Raw genomic sequence first — 19,147 nt, forward strand, 5'->3', positions numbered from 1 at the left:
GTTGTGGTTCATCGACCAGCTGCAGGGCCCCTCGCCGGTCTACAACATGGCCGTAGCGCTGCGGTTGAGCGGACGACTGGATACCGACGCGCTGGGCGCCGCACTGGCCGACGTCGTGGCCCGGCACGAAAGCCTGCGCACGCTGTTCACCGCGCCCGACGGCACCCCCCAGCAGGTGATCGTCCCCGCCGAGCAGGCGCGCCCCGGCTGGGAGGTCGTCGACGCCGTCGGCTGGCCCGCCAGCCAGTTGGAGGGCGCCGTCACCGAGGCGGCGCACCACACCTTCCGCCTGGACTCCGAAATACCGATTTGCGCAACGCTTTTCCGGGCCGGCGACGACGAGCACGTGCTGGTGGCCGTCGTGCACCACATCGCCGCCGACGGCTGGTCGGTCGGCCCGCTGGTCGCCGACCTCGGCGCGGCGTACGCCAGCCGGTGCGCCGGCCAGGCCCCCGACTGGGCACCGCTGGCCGTGCAGTACGTCGACTACACGCTGTGGCAGCGCGCGCGCCTGGGGAGCATCGACGACGGCGACAGCCCCATCGCCGCGCAGCTGGCGTATTGGCAGAACGCGCTGGCCGGCATGCCCGAACGCCTCGAGCTGCCCACCGACCGGCCGTACCCGGCGAGGGCCGACATGGCCGGCGCCACCATCGACGTCGACTGGCCCGCCGAGCTCCAACACCAGGTCACTTTGCTGGCCCGCGAGCACGACGCGACCAGCTTCATGGTGATGCAGGCCGCGCTGGCGGTGCTGCTGTCGAAGATCAGCACGAGTTCCGATGTCGCCGTGGGCTTTCCGATCGCCGGGCGAAACGATCCCGCGCTCGACCAGCTGGTGGGCTTCTTCGTCAACACCCTGGTGCTGCGCGCAGACCTGACCGGCGATCCCAGCGTCGCCGAACTGCTTGCCCGGGTGCGCGCGCGCAGCCTGGAGGCCTTCGAGCACCAGGACGTGCCGTTCGAGGTTCTCGTGGAGCGACTCAACCCCACCCGCAGCCTGACCCACCACCCGCTGGTGCAGGTCATGCTGGGCTGGCAGAACCTGTCCTGGCAGGACGACCCGGCGGCCGGACTGGCGCTGGGCGACGTGGAGGTCACGCCCCTTCCGGTGGAAACCCACACGGCCCGAATGGATCTGGCCTTCTCGCTGGCCGAACGCTGGACCGGTGCCGGTGAACCCGCCGGAATCGGCGGCAAGGTGGAATTCCGGACCGACGTGTTCGACGCGGCCTCGATCGAGCTGCTGGTCGAGCGGCTGCGGCGGGTGCTGGTCTCGATGACCGCCGATGCCGACCTCAGGTTGTCGGCGCTGGATGTCCTCGAGACGGGCGAGCGTGAGCGCCTCGACGCGCTGGGCAACCGGGCGGTGCTGACCTCGCCGGCGGTTTCGCCGGCGTCGATCACGCAGATGTTCGCCGGCCACGTCGCGCGCGCGCCGCAGGCGGTGGCCGTCAGCGACGACGGCCGGTCGGTGACCTACCGCGAGCTCGACGAAGCATCGAACCGGTTGGCGCACTTGCTGATCGGACGGGGAGCGGGGCCCGGCGGGTGTGTGGGCCTGGTGCTGTCGCGGTCGGCCGAGGCGATCGCGGCGATGCTGGCGGTCCTCAAGACCGGGGCCGCCTACCTGCCGATCGACCCCGCGCTGCCCGACACCCGGATCGAGTTCATGCTCACCGACGCCGCGCCGCTGGCGGTGGTGACCAACGCCGCGTTCGCCGAGCGGGTGGCCGGCTACCCCGGCTACCGGGGGCCGGTCATCGAGGTGGACGACCCGCACATCGACGCGCGTCCGGGCACCCCCCCGCCGGTCGCCGCGTCCCCGGACGACCTCGCCTACCTGATCTACACCTCCGGCACCACCGGCGTGCCCAAGGGCGTGGGGTTGACCCACGCCAACGTCACCCGATTGCTGGGCCACCTCCCGCCGGAGCTGCCGGCGCCGGGAGTGTGGAGTCACAGCCATTCGCCGGCCTTCGACGTGTCGGTGTGGGAGATCTTCGGTGCCCTGCTGCGCGGGGGCCGGGTCGTGGTGATCCCCGAAGTGCTGGCGCGCTCGCCGCAGGAGATGCACGCCGTGCTGGTGGCCGAGCAGGTCAGCGTCCTGACCCAGACCCCTTCCGCGGTCGCGGTCCTGCCGACCCACGGGCTGGAATCGGCGGCGCTGGTGATGGCGGGGGAGGCGTGCCCGCCCGAGGTGGTGGACCGCTGGGCGCCAGGCCGGGTGATGCTCAACGCCTACGGGCCGACCGAGACCACCATGTGCGTGGCCATCAGCGCGCCGCTGGCAACGGGGTCGGGCGCCCCACCCATCGGGTCGCCCGTGCCGGGCGCCGCGCTGTTCGTGCTGGACGGCTGGTTGCGGCCGGTCCCGCCCGGTGTCGCCGGTGAGCTGTACGTCGCCGGCGCCGGCCTGGGGGCGGGCTATCTGCGGCGTGCGGGCCTGACGGCCTCGCGCTTCGTGGCGTGTCCGTTCGCCGCCGCGGGACAACGGATGTACCGGACCGGGGACCTGGTGCGCTGGGGCTCCGACGGGCAGCTGCAATACCTCGGCCGCGCCGACGAGCAGGTCAAGATCCGCGGCTACCGCATCGAACTCGGCGACGTCCAGGCCGCGCTCGCCGCGCTCGACGGGGCCGGCCAGACCGCGGTGATCGCCCGCGAGGACCGCCCCGGCGACACCCGCCTCGTCGGCTACGTCACCGGCGGCATCGACCCCGCCCACGCGCGCGCCGTGCTGGCCGAGCGGCTGCCGGCCTACATGGTGCCCGCGGCCATCGTCAACGTCGAAGCAATGCCGTTGACGCCCAACGGAAAACTCGACGCACGCGCGCTGCCCGCGCCGGAGTACACCGGCGCCGGTTACCGGGCCCCGACCGGCGCCGTCGAGGAGATCCTGGCCGGCCTCTTCGCCCAGACCCTGGGCGTGGAGCGGGTGGGCGTCGACGACTCGTTCTTCGACCTGGGCGGCGACAGCATCTCGGCGATGCGCCTTGTCGCGGCGGTCAACGCCGGCCTGGGCGCCGACCTGGCCGTGCGCACCCTCTTCGAGGCCCCCACCGTCGCCCAGCTGGCGCCCCGGATCGGCGAGGGCGCAAGCCGGCTCGAGCCGTTGGTGGCGCGCGACCGGCCCGCGGTGATCCCGTTGTCGTTCGCGCAGAACCGGCTCTGGTTCTTGGAGCAGCTCCAGGGGCCGTCGGCGGTCTACAACCTGGCGACGACGCTGCGGCTGGACGGGCCCCTGGACGCCGGCGCGATGCGCGCGGCCATGGCCGACGTGGTGGCCCGGCACGAGACCCTGCGAACGCTTTTCGTGGCGCCCGACGGCATACCGCAGCAGGTGGTCCTGCCGGTCGAGCGGGCCGAGGTCGACTGGCGGGTCGTCGACGCGACCACCTGGCCGGCGACGCGGTTACACGAGGCCGTCGAGGACGCCGCGCGCTACGCGTTTGACCTGAGCACCGAAATACCGCTGCGGGCAACACTATTCCGTGTTGCCGACGACCAGCACCTGCTGGTGGCCGCGGTGCACCACATCGCGGCCGACGGCTGGTCGATCACCCCGCTGGCGCGCGACCTCAGTGCGGCCTACGCCGCCCGCTGCGCCGGGCGGTCGCCGGAATGGGCCGAATTGCCGGTCCAGTACGTCGATTACACGCTGTGGCAACGCGAGCAGTTCGGCGATCTGCGGGACGGCGTAAGTCCCATCGCCGCGCAGGTGGCGCACTGGGAGAGCACGCTGGCCGGGCTGCCCGAGCGCATCCAGCTGCCCACCGACCGGCCCTACCCGCTGGTCGCCGACCAGCGCGGCGCCACCGTCGCGGTGGACTGGCCGGCCGAGCTGCAGCGGCGTGTCGATCGGGTGGCACGCGACCACCACGCCACCACGTTCATGGTGGTCCAGGCCGCGCTGGCGGTACTGCTGTCGAAGATCGGCGCGAGTTCCGATGTGGCGGTGGGTTTCCCGATCGCCGGGCGGCGCGATCCCGCGCTCGACGACCTGGTGGGCTTCTTCGTCAACACCCTGGTGCTGCGGGTCGACACGGCCGGTGACCCCACCTTCACCGAGCTGCTCGGCCAGGTGCGCCACCGCAGCCTGGCCGCCTACGAACACCAGGACGTCCCCTTCGAGGTGCTCGTCGAGCGGCTCAACCCCTCTCGATCCCTCACCCATCACCCGCTGGTGCAGGTCATGCTCGCCTGGCAGAACCTGCCCGGGCAGCACAACGATCCGGCCGCCGGGCTGACCCTCGGCGAACTGCGGGTCACCCCGCTACCCGTCGACACCCAAACCGCGCGAATGGATCTCACCTTCTCGCTGGCCGAGCGCTGGACCGAGACCGGCGAGCCCGCCGGGATCGGCGGGACGGTGGAGTTCCGCACCGACGTCTTCGACGCGGACAGCATCGAGGCCCTGGTGGGCCGGCTGCAGCGGGTGCTGACGGCCCTGACCGCCGATCCGGCCCGGGCGTTGTCGACGGTCGAGCTGCTCGACGATCTCGAACGCGCACGCGTGGACGGGATCGGGAACCGCGCGGTGCTGACGCGCCCGGCGCCGGAACCCGAATCGGTGCCGGCGCTGTTCGCCGCGCAGGTGACCCGGACCCCCGATGCCGTGGCCCTGGTCTGCGACGGCCGGTCGTTGACCTACCGGCAGCTCGACGAGGCCGCCAACCGGTTGGCGCACCTGCTGTCCGGTCGCGGCGCGGCCCCGGGGCGAAGCGTGGCGTTGCTGTTCTCGCGTTCGGCCGAAGCCGTCGTCGCGATCCTGGCCACGCTCAAGACCGGGGCGGCCTACCTGCCGATCGATCCGTCGCTACCGTCGGCGCGCATCGGCTTCGTGCTCGCCGATGCCGCGCCGGTCGCCGCCGTCACCACCGCCGGCCTCGCCGACCGCCTCGACGGGCTCGATGTGGCCGTCATCGACGTCGCCGATCCCGCCGTCGAGGCCCAGCCCACCACGCCGCCGCCCGCCCCGGCCGCCGACCACATCGCCTACCTGATCTACACCTCCGGCACCACCGGTGTCCCCAAAGGCGTTGCGGTCACGCACCGCAACGTCGCGCAACTGCTCGCGGGCGCGAATACGGGCCTGCCGCGGGCGGGGGTGTGGTCGCAGTGGCATTCGCTGGCCTTCGACGTCTCGGTGTGGGAGATCTTCGGCGCGCTGCTGCACGGCGGCCGGCTGGTGGTCGTCCCCGAGTCGGTCGCCCGCTCACCGGAAGACCTGCGCGCCCTGCTGGTTGCCGAACAGGTCAGCGTGCTGAGCCAGACGCCGTCGGCCGCGGGTGCTCTCTCGCCGGCCGGTCTGGACGCCGTCACACTGGTGGTCGCCGGCGAGGCCTGCCCGCCCGAACTGGTGGACCAGTGGGCCCCCGGGCGCGTGATGATCAACGCCTACGGCCCCACCGAGGCCACCGTGTACGCCGCGATCAGCGCGCCCCTGCAAGGGGGCTCGGCCGGGGTCGTCCCGATCGGGTCGCCCGTGCCGGGCGGCGCGATGTTCGTGCTCGACGCGTCGCTGCGGCACGTCCCGCCCGGCGTCGTCGGTGAGCTGTACGTGGCCGGAGCCGGTGTGGCATGCGGCTATTGGCAGCGGACCGGGCTGACGGCCACGCGGTTCGTCGCGTGCCCGTTTGGCGGGCCGGGCGATCGCATGTACCGCACCGGCGACCTGGTGCGCTGGCGCGCCGACGGGCAGCTGGACTACCTGGGCCGCGTCGACGACCAGGTCAAGATCCGCGGCTATCGCATCGAACTCGGCGAGGTGCGCGCCGCGCTGGCCGCGCTCGACGGGGTGGACCAGGCCGTCGTCGTCGCCCGCGAGGACCGGCCGGGGGACAAGCGGCTCGTCGGCTACGTCACCGGAACCGCCGACCCGGCCGCGGCCCGCGCCGCGCTCGGCGACCGGCTGCCGTCGTACATGATCCCGGCCGCCGTCGTGGCGTTGCGCACGCTGCCGCTGACTCCCAACGGCAAACTCGACGCGCGCGCGCTGCCCGCCCCGGAATACACCGCCGGCGAGTACCGCGCCCCGGGCAACGCCGTCGAGGAGATCCTCGCCGGCATCTACGCCGAGGTCCTCGGGCTCGAGCGGGTCGGGATCGACGACTCGTTCTTCGACCTGGGCGGCGACAGCATCTCGTCGATGCAGGTGGTGACGCGGGCGCGCGCCGCCGGCCTGACCTGCAGGACGCGCGACATCTTCGTCGAACAGACCGTGGCCCGGCTGGCCCGGGTGGCCGTTCTCGCCGACGGCGATGACGCCGGTGTGATAGACGAGGGTGTCGGGCCGGTGGTCGCCACTCCGATCATGAAGTGGCTCAACGATATCGGCGGGCCGGTCGACCAGTTCAACCAGACCGTGCTCGTCCAGGCCCCCGACGGCGTGACCGAAGCCGACGTCGTCGTGGTGCTGCAGGCCCTGCTGGACCGGCACGCCATGCTCCGGCTACGCCTCGACGGCGGCGGGCTGACCGTGCCCGGGCCGAGGGCGGTGGACGCCTCCGAGTGCCTGCGCACCGTGGCCACCCTGTCCGAAGAGGCGGTGGCGCAGGCACGTTCGCGGCTGGACCCCGCGGCCGGGGTCGTGCTGAGCGCACTGTGGGCCGACACCACCGGGCACCTCGTGGTGACCGTTCACCACCTCGCCGTGGACGCCGTATCGTGGCGAATCCTGCTCGAAGACCTCAACATCGCGTGGGCCCAGCACCGCGCCGGGCAACCGGTGGCGTTGCCGCCGGGCGGCACATCGTTTCAGCGGTGGGCGTCGCTGCTGGCCGAGCACGCCGGCACCCCGCGGGTCGTCGCCGCCGCGGACGCCTGGCAGCGGGTCGTGGCGACACCGCCGATGCTGCCCGCCGTGCGCCCCGACGCCGACACGTTCGCCACGGCCGGACACCTGTCGGACGAGCTGGACGCCGCGACCACCGGCACGCTGCTGAGCGAGGTCCCGGCCGCCTTCCACACCGGCATCAACGACATCCTGCTGATCGCGTTCGCCCTTGCGCTGGCGGAGTTCTCGGGCAGCGAACTGCCCGCGGACGCGCCCATCGGGATCGACGTCGAGGGCCACGGGCGCCACGAGGAACTCGCCCGCCACGTCGACCTGTCGCGCACGGTGGGCTGGTTCACCACCAAGTACCCGGTAGCGCTCAAGCTGGGCCGTGGCCTGTCCTGGGCGCAGGTGACCGCGGGCGACGCCGCACTGGGCGCCGCTCTCAAGGACGCCAAGGAGCAGCTGCGCGCCCTGCCCGACGGCCTCACCTACGGCCTGCTGCGCTACCTCAACGACGACGTCGACCTCTCGGCGCCGGAACCGTCCATCGGGTTCAACTACCTTGGGCGTCAAGGCGGTTCCGCCGAGCTCTCGCGGGATCTGTGGCGGGTCGGACAGGACTGGTCGCTCACGCGCGCCGCCGCGGCGATACCCATGCCGCTCATGCACACCCTCGAGCTCAACGCCGGCACCATCGACACCGGCGACGGCGCGCGGCTGCACGCCAACTGGACGTGGGCGCCGTCGGCGCTCGACGAGGCGCGGGTCGCCCGGCTGAGCCGGCTGTGGTTCGAGGCGCTGGCCGGCATCTGCGCCCACGTGCGCACCGGCGGCGGCGGGCTGACGCCGTCGGACATCGCGCCCGCGCGCCTCAGCCAGGAGCAGATCGATGCCCTGCAGCGCCAGCACGGCGTGGCCGACGTGCTGCCCCTGACCCCGGTGCAACAGGGGTTGCTCTTTCACGCGCGCGCCATGCAGGGCAGCGGCGCCGACCTGTATGCGGGCCAACTGGACATCAGCCTCGCCGGCGCCCTCGACCCGCACCGCCTGCGCGCGGCGGTGCGCGCGGCGGTCGCCCGGCACCCCAACCTGGTGGCCCGGTTCATCGCCCACTTCCACGAGCCGGTGCAGATTTTGCTGTCCGAGCCCGACATGGGCTGGCGCTACGCCGAACTCGACGACGAACAAGAGATCGAGCGGCTCTGCGCCGACGAGCGCGCGGCGGTCTGCGACCTCGGCGACCGGCCGGCCTTCAGGGCCGCGCTGATCCGTGTCGCGGCCGACCGCTATCGATTCGTTCTGACCAACCACCACATCGTGCTGGACGGCTGGTCCATGCCGATCCTGCTGGGGGAGATCTTTGCGGGCTACTACGGGCAACGGCTGCCGGCGCCGGCTCCCTACCGCGACTTCGTCGCCTGGCTGGCCGGCCGGGACCGCGACGCCGCTCGCTCGGCGTGGGGGGAGCTGTTCGACGGCTTCGACACGCCGACGCTGGTCGGGTCGCAGGATCGGCTGGAACCCGGGCCCCGCAGCGTGGAAACGTTCGTGTTGCCCGCGGAGATCGGCCAGGCCGCAAGCGAATTGGCGCGTTCATGCCACACGACCGTCAACACCGTGCTGCAGGCCGCCTTCGCGCAGCTGCTGTGCCGGCTGACCGGCCGGCACGACGTCGCCTTCGGCACCACGGTCTCGGGCAGGCCGGCCGAAGTCGCCGGAGTGGAGTCGATGGTCGGCCTGTTCATCAACACGCTGCCGGTGCGCGCCAACATCACCCCGGCCACCACCACCGTCGATCTGCTCGAACAGCTGCAGGGCGCCTACAACGAGACGCTCGACCACCAGCACCTGGCGCTCAGCGAGATCCACCGAGTCACGGGTCAGGACAGGCTGTTCGACACCCTCTTCGCCTACGAGAACTACCCCGTCGACGCCGACGCGCTGTCCGGGGACCACGACCTGGCCGTCACCGGCATCGCGACCCGGGAATCCACCCACTACCCGCTGGCGGTGCAGGCGCAGCCCGGCACCGAGCTGAGACTGCGCGTCGAGTACGACACCGACGTGTTCGACGCCGCCGGCGTCACCGCACTGATCCAGCGGCTGCAGCGGGTGCTGGTCGCCATGACCACCGATCCGCGGCGGCGGCTGTCGGCCATGGACGCGCTGGACGCGACCGACGCCGACGAACCGAACACGCTGTCCCGGTGGGGAAACCGGGCTGTGCTCGACCTTCCGGTGGCCGGGGTGTCGGTGCCGGTGTTGTTCGCCGCCCAGGTGGTGCGCAGTCCTGATGCGGTGGCGGTGGTGTGTGGTGGCGGGTCGTTGACGTATCGGGAGCTTGACGAGGCGTCCAACCGGCTGGCGCACCTGCTGTCCGCCCACGGGGCGGGTCCGGGTCAGGTTGTGGCGGTGTTGTTCTCGCGTTCGGCCGAGGCGGTCGTGGCGATTTTGGCGGTGTTGAAGTCCGGGGCGGCGTATCTGCCGATTGATCCGGCGCTGCCGCAGGCTCGGGTGGAGTTCATGGTGGCCGATGCCGGGCCGGTGGTGGCGGTCAGCACCGGTGATCTGGCGGGGCGCTTGGCGGGGATGGGCCTGTCGGTCGTCGACGTGCACGATCCGGCCGTCCTCACCCAGCCGAGCACGGTGCTGCCCGGGCCGGGTCCGCGCGATGTGGCGCACATCATTTACACCTCGGGCACTACTGGTGTGCCCAAGGGTGTTGCGGTGGAGCATCGTAACGTGACGCAGTTGTTTGATGGGCTGGATATCGGCGTCGCGTTGGCGCCGGGGCAGGTGTGGACGCAGTTCCATTCGTATGCGTTTGATTTCTCGGTGTGGGAGATCTGGGGTGCGTTGCTGCATGGCGGGCGGCTGGTGGTGGTGCCCGATGCGGTGGCCCGTTCGGCCGATGATTTTCATGCGCTGCTGGTCGAGCAGGGGGTGACGGTGTTGACGCAGACGCCGTCGGCGGTGGGGGTGCTCTCGCCGGCGGGTTTGCAGTCCGCGGCGTTGGTGATCGGGGCCGAGCCGTGCCCGCCGGAGTTGGTGGACCGGTGGGCGCCGGGGCGGGCGATGGTCAATGTTTATGGGCCGACGGAGACCACGATGTGGGCTTGCAAGAGCGCGCCGCTGGCGGCGGGATGCGGTGCGCCGCCGATTGGTTCGCCGGTGTCCGGGGCGGCGTTCTTTGTCCTCGATGATTGGCTGCGGCCGGTGCCGGCCGGGGTGGTCGGCGAGTTGTACATCGCGGGCCGTGGCGTCGGGATCGGCTACTGGCGCCGAACGGCGTTGACGGCATCGCGTTTCGTGGCCTGCCCGTTCGAGGGGGCACGCGGGCAGCGGATGTATCGCACCGGTGATCTGGTCTGCTGGGGTTCTGACGGGCAGCTGCGCTATCACGGGCGTGTCGATGAGCAGGTCAAGATCCGCGGCTACCGCATCGAACTCGGCGAGGTCCGCTCGGCGCTGGCCGCCCTCGACGGGGTGGACCAGGCCGTCGTCGTCGCCCGCGAGGATCGGGGCGGCGGCAAGCGCCTGGTCGGCTACATCACCGGGGCCGCCGACCCCGGCGAAGCGCGGGCCGCGTTGGCAGCGCGGCTGCCGGGCTACATGGTCCCGGCCGCGGTCGTCGGTTTGGCGGCGCTGCCGGTGACGGTCAACGGCAAGCTCGACCTGCGCGCGCTGCCGGAGCCGGACTTCGCGGCTCGGGGGTACCGGGCCCCGGGCAGCCTCACCGAAGAGATCCTGGCCGGCGTGTTCGCGCAGGTGCTCGGCGTGGAGCGGGTCGGCGTCGATGACTCGTTCTTCGACCTCGGGGGGGATTCGCTGTCGACGATGCGGCTGGTCGCGGCGATCAACGCCGCCCTGCAGGTCGACCTGCCGGTGCGCACGGTGTTCGAGGCACCCACCGTGGCCCGGCTGGCGCCGCGTGTCGGCGAGGGCAACAGCAGGCTGCAGCCGCTGGTCGCGCTCGAGCGGCCCCCGGTGATCCCGTTGTCGTTCGCGCAGAACCGGTTGTGGTTCATCGACCAGCTGCAGGGCCCCTCGCCGGTCTACAACATGGCGGCGGCCATGCGGTTGAGCGGCGGGCTCGACGTCGAGGCGCTCGGGGCGGCACTGGCTGACGTCGTGGCCCGTCACGAAAGCCTGCGCACGCTGTTCACCGCGCCCGACGGCACCCCCCAGCAGGTGGTCGTCCCCGCCGAGCAGGCCGACTTCGGCTGGGACGTCGTCGATGCGAGCCGGTGGTCGCAGAACCGCCTGCACGAGGCCCTCGAGGTCGCGGCGCGTGAGACCTTCGACCTGGCCACCGATATCCCGTTGCGGGCGCACCTTTTCCGCATCGCCGCCGACGAGCACGTGGTGGTGGCCGTCGTGCACCACATCGCCGCCGACGGCTGGTCGCTGCGGCCGCTGGTCGCCGACCTCGGCGCGGCGTACGCCAGCCGGTGCGCCGGCCAGGCCCCCGACTGGGCACCGCTGCCGGTGCAGTACGTCGACTACACGCTGTGGCAGCGTGCGCAATTCGGCAACCTCGACGACAGCGCGAGCCGGGTCGCCGCGCAGCTGGCCTATTGGGAGGACGCGCTGGCCGGGTTGCCCGAGCGGGTGCAGCTGCCCACCGACCGGCCCTACCCGCTGGTCGCCGACATGGCCGGCGCCACCGTGGCGGTGGACTGGCCCGCCGAGCTTCAACAGCAGGTCGCCCGGCTGGCCCGCGAGCACAATGCCACCAGCTTCATGGTGGTCCAGGCCGCCCTTGTCGTACTGCTGTCGAAGATCAGCGCCAGTTCCGATGTCGCCGTTGGCTTTCCGATCGCCGGGCGGCGCGACCCCGCGCTCGACGATCTGGTGGGCTTCTTCGTCAACACCCTGGTGCTGCGCGCGGACCTGACCGGCGATCCCAGCTTCGGCGAAATGCTGACGCAGGTCCGCACGCGCAGTCTGGAGGCCTTCGAGCACCAGGACGTGCCGTTCGAGGTGCTCGTGGAGCGACTCAACCCCACCCGCAGCCTGACCCACCACCCGCTGGTGCAGGTCATGCTGTCCTGGCAGAACTTCGCCGGGCTGAGCGATCCGGCCGCCGGTTCGGGGTTGAAGGGCGTCGACGTCGAGTCGATACCGCTGGGCACCCAGTCCGCCCGCATGGACCTGACGTTCTCGCTGTCCGAGCGCTGGAACGCCGGCGGGGCGCCCGCCGGGATCGGCGGCGAGGTCGAGTTCCGCACCGACGTGTTCGATGCCGAGACCATCGAGACGCTGATCGATCGCCTGGAGCGGGTGCTGGCGGCCATGACCGCCGACCCGGACCGGTCGTTGTCGTCGCTGTCCCTGCTCGACGAGGCCGAGCACGCCCGGCTGGCGGAACTGGGCAACCGGGCTGTGTTGACCGACCCGCCGGACGCCCCGGCCGGCGACGCGTCCATTCCGGAATTGTTTGCGGCGCAGGTGATTCGCACCCCGGAGGAGCCGGCGCTGACCTTCGGGGGCCGGTCGTGGACGTACGCCGAACTGGACGAGGCGTCCAACCGGTTGGCGCACCTGCTGGTGGCCCGCGGCGCGGGACCGGGCCGGACCGTGGCGCTGCTGTTCAACCGTTCGGCCGAGGCGATCGCATCGATCGTGGCGGTGCTCAAGGCCGGGGCCGCCTACCTGCCGATCGACCCGGCGCTGCCCCAGGCGCGCATCGCGTTCATGCTCGCCGACGCCGCGCCGGTCGCCGCCGTCACCACGAGCGACCTGGCCGCCCGGCTCGACGAGTTCGACCTGGCCGTCGTCGACGTCGCCGACCCCGCCATCGGCGATCGGCCCGCCACGCCGCTGCCGGCGCCGGACCAGAGTGACATCGCCTACCTGATCTACACGTCGGGCACCACCGGTGTGCCCAAAGGCGTTGCCATCACCCACCGCAACGTTCTCGGGCTGTTGAGATCGCCGGGCCTCGAGCTGCCGTCGGCGGGGGTGTGGAGCCAGTGGCACTCGCTCGCGTTCGACGTCTCGGTCTGGGAGATCTGGGGGGCGTTGCTGCACGGCGGGCGGCTGGTGGTCGTGCCCGAGTCGGTGGCGCGCTCACCGGAAGACCTGCACGCCCTGCTGCGGGCCGAAAACGTCAGCGTCCTGACCCAAACCCCTTCGGCGGCAATGATGTTGTCCCCGGAGGGACTGGACTCGACAGCGCTGGTGGTCGCCGGCGAGGCCTGCCCCGCCGAGTTGGTCGAGAGGTGGGCGCCGGGGCGGATCATGCTCAACGCCTACGGTCCCACCGAGGCCACCATCTACGCGGCCGTCAGCGCGCCGCTGAGGCCGGGTTCGGGCGTCGTGCCCATCGGCACGCCGGTCCCCAGGGCCGCGCTGTTCGTGCTGGACGAATGGCTGCGGCCCGTCCCGATCGGCGTGGTCGGCGAGTTGTACGTGGCCGGCGCCGGCGTCGCATGCGGATACGCCGGACGGCCGCAGCTGACCGCGTCCCGCTTCCTGGCCTGCCCGTTCAACGGCCCGGGATCTCGCATGTACCGGACCGGGGACCTGGTGCGCTGGGGCTCCGACGGGCAGCTGCAATACCTCGGCCGCGCCGACGAGCAGGTCAAGATCCGCGGCTACCGCATCGAACTCGGCGACGTCCAGGCCGCGCTGGGCGGCCTCGACGGAGTCCGGCAGGCCGCCGTGATCGCCCGCGAGGACCGCCCCGGCGACAAGCGACTCGTCGGCTACATCGTCGGCACCGCCGACCCGGCCGAGGCGCGCGCCGCGGTGGCCAAGTACCTGCCGGCGTACATGGTGCCGGCGGCGGTGGTGGCGCTGGATGCCCTGCCGCTGACCCCCAACGGCAAGCTCGACAAGCGCGCCCTGCCCGCGCCGACGTACGGAAGCGTCGAGCAGTACCGCGCCCCGGGCAACGCGGTCGAAGAGGTTCTGGCCGGCATCTACGCCGAGGTGCTCGGGGTCGCCCGCGTGGGTGTCGACGACTCGTTCTTCGAGCTCGGTGGCGACAGCATCATGTCGATGCAGGTGGTGGCCCGGGCGCGCGCCGCGGGGCTCACGTGCAGGCCGCGCGACATCTTCGTCGAGCAGACCGTGGCCCGGCTGGCCCTGGTGGCCGGCGCGGCCGACGACGAATCCGACGTGGCGGACGAGGGTGTCGGCCCGGTGCCGCCCACCCCGATCATGCGCTGGCTGCGCGGCGTCGAAGGCCCGACCGAGCAGTTCAACCAGACGATGGTGGTGCAGGCACCCGCCGGCGTCGGCCGGGCCGACGTGGTGGCGGTGCTGCAGGCCCTGCTCGACCGGCACGCCATGCTGCGGCTGCACGTCGAGCCCACGGACTGCTCGATGCAGGTGCCCGAACCCGGGGCGGTGGACGCCCGCAACTGCCTGGACTCTGTGGAAGAGGCCACGGACGAGGCCCTGCGGCAGGCCGTCGTCGCGGCGCGGTCACGGTTGAACCCGGCGGCCGGCATGATGCTCAGCGCGTTGTGGGTGGCCCCGATGAGCCAGCTGGTGTTGATCGTCCACCACCTGGCCGTGGACGGGGTGTCATGGCGAATCCTGTTGGAAGACATGAACATTGCGTGGGCCCAGCACCGCGCCGGCCAGCCCGTCGAGTTGCCGGCCGGCGGCACGTCGTTCGCGCGGTGGGCGGAATTGCTCGACGAACACGCCGGCGCCACCGACGTCGTCGCGCAGGCGGACACCTGGCGGCGGGTGGCCCGGCTCGCCCAGACCCCCGCGTTGCCGGCCGTGCGGCCGCAGGTCGACACCTTCGCCACCGCCGGGCAGCTGTCGGTGTCGCTGGACGACGCCGACACGGTCTCCACCCTGCTGCGCGAGGCGCCCGCCGCGTTCCACGCCGGAATCAACGACATCCTGTTGATCGGGTTCGCCCTGGCGGTGGCGGAGTTCTTGGGGAACCCCGCGACCCCGATCGGGATCGACGTCGAGGGCCACGGCCGCGACGAGGACGCGGCCGCCCCGGGCAGGCGCGTGGACCTGTCGCGGACGGTGGGCTGGTTCACCACCAAATACCCGGTGGCCTTCCAGCCGGGTGGCCTGGCCTGGACGCAAGTGGCGGCGGGGGACGCCGCGCTGGGCGCGGTGATCAAGGACGCCAAGGAGCAACTGCGTGCGCTTCCCGACGGCATCACCTACGGCCTGCTGCGCTACCTCAACGCCGACGTCGACCTCGACGGTTCCGACCCGCAGATCGGGTTCAACTACCTGGGCCGGCTGGGCGGCGCCGCCGGGCCGTCCGACGAGCTGTGGCGGCCCGCAACCGACGGGTCGGCGGTCACCGGTGCGGCCACCGCGGTGCCCATGCCCCTGATGCACACCCTGGAGCTCAACGCCGGCACGGTGGACACCGACGCGGGCCCGCAGCTGCACGCCAACTGGACATGGGCGCCCTCGGCGCTCGATCATGCGGCGGTCACCCGGCTCAGCCGGCTGTGGTTCGAAGCACTGGCGGGCATCAGCGCGCACGTGCGCGGCGGCGGAGGCGGCCTGACCCCGTCCGACGTGGCGCCCGCCAGGCTCAGCCAGCAGCAGATCGACGAGCTCGAGCGGCAATACCGCGTCGCCGACATCCTGCCGGTGACCCCGCTGCAGCAGGGCCTGCTCTTCCACGCCCGCACCGTCGAGCCCGGCGAGAATGCCGCCGACATGTACGCGGTGCAGCTGGATTTGACCGTCACCGGAGCGCTCGACCCGGATCGCCTGCGCGACGCGGTGCAGACGGTGGCGGCCCGACACCCGAACCTGGCCGCCCGCTTCTGCGACGAGCTCGACGAGACGGTGCAGATCATCCCGGCCGACCCGGCGGCGTCCTGGCAGTACGCCGAGTACGACGGCGACGCGGCCGCTGATGCCGACGAGCGGGTCGCTCGGCTGTGCGCCGCCGAACGCGCCGCGGTCTGCGACCTAGCCGGGCAGCCGGCCTTCCGGGTTGCGCTGGTGCGCACGGCGGCGAAGCGGCACCGGTTGGTGCTGACCAACCACCACATCGTGATGGACGGCTGGTCGCTGCCGATCCTGCTGCGCGAGATCTTCGCGAGCTACTACGGGGCCCGGCTGCCCGCGGCCGTGCCGTACCGCAAGTTCATCGGCTGGCTGGCCGGCCGCGACGTGGACGCGGCCCGGGCCGCGTGGGCCGAGGTGCTCGCCGGCTTCGACACCCCGACGCTCGTCGGGGCGCCGGGCCGGCCGCGGGATCGGCTGCGGCCGGGGCGCCGGGACGTCCGCTCGTTCCGGGTGCCCGAACAGACGGTGCAGGCGGTCGGCGAGCTGGCGCGCGCGTGCCACACCACCGCGAACGTCGTCCTGCAGGGCGCCTTCGCGCAGCTGCTGATGCGGCTGACCGGTCACCACGACGTGGCATTCGGCACCGCCGTCTCGGGCCGGCCGACCGACGTGGCCGGCGCCGATTCGATGGTGGGCCTGATGATCAACACCGTGCCGGTGCGGGCCCGCCTCACCGCCACGACCACCACCCACGACCTGCTCAACCAGCTGCAGACCGCCCACAACACGACGCTCGAGCACCAGCACCTGGCGCTCGGCGAGATCCACCGGATCACCGGGCGCGACATCCTCTTCGACACCCTCTTCGCCTTCGAGAACTACCCGATCGGCGATGTGGCGCTCGGGGGCTCGTCGGACGCGGACGAGCTGGCCATCACGGAGTTCAGCAGCCACGAGCACAACCACTATCCGCTGACCGTGCAGGCCATGCCGGGCAACGGACTGGGACTGCGCGTCGAATACGACACCGGCGTCTTCGGCGCCGCCGACATCGAGACGCTGATCGGGCGTTTCGAGCGGGTGCTGATGGCGATGACGGCCGAGCCCGCCCGGCGGCTCGCCTCGATCGATCTGCTCGACGAGGGCGAGCACTCGTGGCTCGAGCAGGTCGGCAACCGCGAGGCGCTGGTCGCGCCGCCGGTGGCGCACGCCTCGATCCCGGAGCTGTTCGCCGCGCGGGTCGGCACCGCGCCGGACGCGGTGGCGGTGACCGCCGGGCCGCGGTCGATGACGTACCGCGAGCTCGACGAGGCCGCGAACCGGCTGGCGCGACAGCTCGCGGCTCACGGTGCGGGTCCGGGACAGTCTGTGGCGCTGATGTTTCCGCGTTCGGCCGAGGCGATCGTCGCGATCCTGGCGGCGGTCAAGGCCGGGGCGGCCTACCTGCCGATCGACCCCGCGGTGCCCGGCGAACGCCTGGAGTTCATGCTGGCCGACGCCGGGCCCGTCGCGGCGGTCACGACCCGCGACCTGGGCGGGCGGTTCGCCGGGGCGGGCGTGCCGGTGATCGATGCCACGAACATCGGGGACGCCGCGTTCGGGACCCAGCCCATCGCGGCGCCGGCGATGCCTGCCCCCGAGGACGTCGCCCACATCATCTACACGTCGGGCACCACCGGCGTGCCCAAGGGCGTGGCCGTCACCCATGGCAACGTGACCCAGCTGCTCGGTTCGTTGGACGCCGGCCTGCCGCCGGATCAGGTGTGGACGCAGGTCCACTCCTACGCCTTCGATTTCTCGGTGGGCGAGATCTGGGGCGCGCTGCTGGCCGGCGGGCGGCTGGTGATCGTGCCGGAGTCCGTGGCCGCCGCCCCGGCGGACTTCCACGCGTTGCTGGTCGCCGAAGGGGTCAACGTCATCACCCAGACGCCGTCGGCGGCGGAGGTGCTGTCGCCCCAGGGGCTCGGGTCGGCGGCGCTGCTGCTGGGCGGTGAGCCCTGCCCGCCCGAGCTGGTGGACCGCTGGGCGCCCGGCCGGGTGGTCGTCAACGCCTACGGCCCGACCGAGACGACGGTCTACGCGGCGATGAGCGCGCCCCTTACCGCCGGGACCGCCGGGTCGGTGCCGATCGGGCCGCCGGTGCCGGGGGCGGCGCTGTTCGTGCTCGACGCCTGGTTGCGGCCCGTCGCGCCCGGCGTGGTCGGCGAGCTGTACGTGGCCGGCGCCGGCGTCAGCCTCGGGTATGTGCGCCGCGCGGGGTTGACCGCGTCGCGGTTCGTGGCCTGCCCGTTCGACGCCGAAGCCGGGACGCGCATGTACCGCACCGGGGACCTGGTGCGCTGGGGTGACGACGGGCAGCTGCACTACATCGGGCGCGCCGACGAACAGGTCAAGATCCGTGGGTTCCGCATCGAGCCCGGCGAGGTACGGGCAGCGCTGGCCGGCCTCGACGGGGTCGCGCAGGCGGCGGTGATCGCCCGCGAGGACCGCCCGGGTGACAGGCGGCTGGTCGGGTACGTCACCGGCACGGCGGACCCCGCCGCGCTGCGCTCCCAGCTGGCCCAGCGCCTCCCGGGACACATGGTCCCGGCGGCGGTGGTGGTGCTGCCGGAGCTGCCCATGACGGTCAACGGCAAGCTCGACACCCGCGCGTTGCCACCCCCGGAATACCGGGCCGGCGAGTACCGCGCTCCGGGCAATGCCACCGAGGAGGCGCTGGCGGAGATCTTCGCCCGGATCCTCGGCGTCGAGCGGGTCGGGATCGACGAGTCCTTCTTCGACCTCGGCGGCGACAGCATCGCGGCGATGCGCCTGATCGCCGCCGTCAACACCGGCCTGCATGCCGCACTGTCGGTGCCCGCCCTCTTCGAGGCGCCGACCGTGGCGGCGTTGAGCCGTCGCCTGCTGTCGGGCGCCGCGTCCGGCCAGGATGTCGCGGCGGTCCAGGTGCTCAAGGATGGCACCGGCGTGCCCGTGTTCTGCGCGCACGAGGTCAGCGGGATCAGCTGGTCGTACCGGGTCCTCGCCGATCACCTGGACTGCCCGATCATCGGGATCCAGCAGACTCCGCTCGACGGCGAGGCCGCACCGGGGTCGATCCGCGAGATGGCGGCCAACTACGCCGACAGGATTCAGGCGAACCATCCATCCGGCCCCTATCACCTGCTGGGGTGGTCCTTCGGCGGCGTCGTGGCCCATGCGGTGGCCGTCGAGCTGGAACGGCGCGGCGCCGTCGTCGCGCGGCTGGTCCTCCTCGACGCCGAACCGACGCTGCACAGCGGCGCGCGGCAGTCGGTGGACTCCGAACAGTTGGCGGAGGAAATCTCGCGCTTGGGCGCGGGTGACTTCGGCAGCGAATTCCTCGAGCGGGTCGCGGACAACTTCAACGCCAACATCGGGTTCTATCGTGAACACGAGGCCGGGGTCTTCGGTGGCGATCTGGTGATATTCGCCGCGGCGCGCGACGGCGACGATCGCGGTTCGGTGCTGCAGCGCGGTTGGCGACCGCACGTGGCCGGCGACATCACCGTGCACCCCGTCGATTGCACGCACCAGCAGATGCTGACCGCCGAGTCGCTGAGGCTCTACGGCCGGCAGCTCCGCCGATCACTTGGCAGTGAGACGATGTGA

1 protein-coding gene (running past one end of the window) is annotated in these 19,147 nt (G+C 72.3%); it reads left to right on the plus strand.

Annotated elements, in window-relative coordinates; genetic code table 11:
* Positions 1 to 19,147, plus strand: partial view of a non-ribosomal peptide synthase/polyketide synthase gene (locus G6N48_RS21715; protein ID WP_163670901.1) — the 3' portion only. Its footprint begins 12,065 nt before the window's first position; 19,147 of the gene's 31,212 nt are visible here — the last part of the coding sequence; its start codon lies off the left edge, out of view; its stop codon occupies positions 19,145 to 19,147.

This window comes from Mycobacterium parmense (assembly GCF_010730575.1).
Taxonomy (GTDB): domain Bacteria; phylum Actinomycetota; class Actinomycetes; order Mycobacteriales; family Mycobacteriaceae; genus Mycobacterium; species Mycobacterium parmense.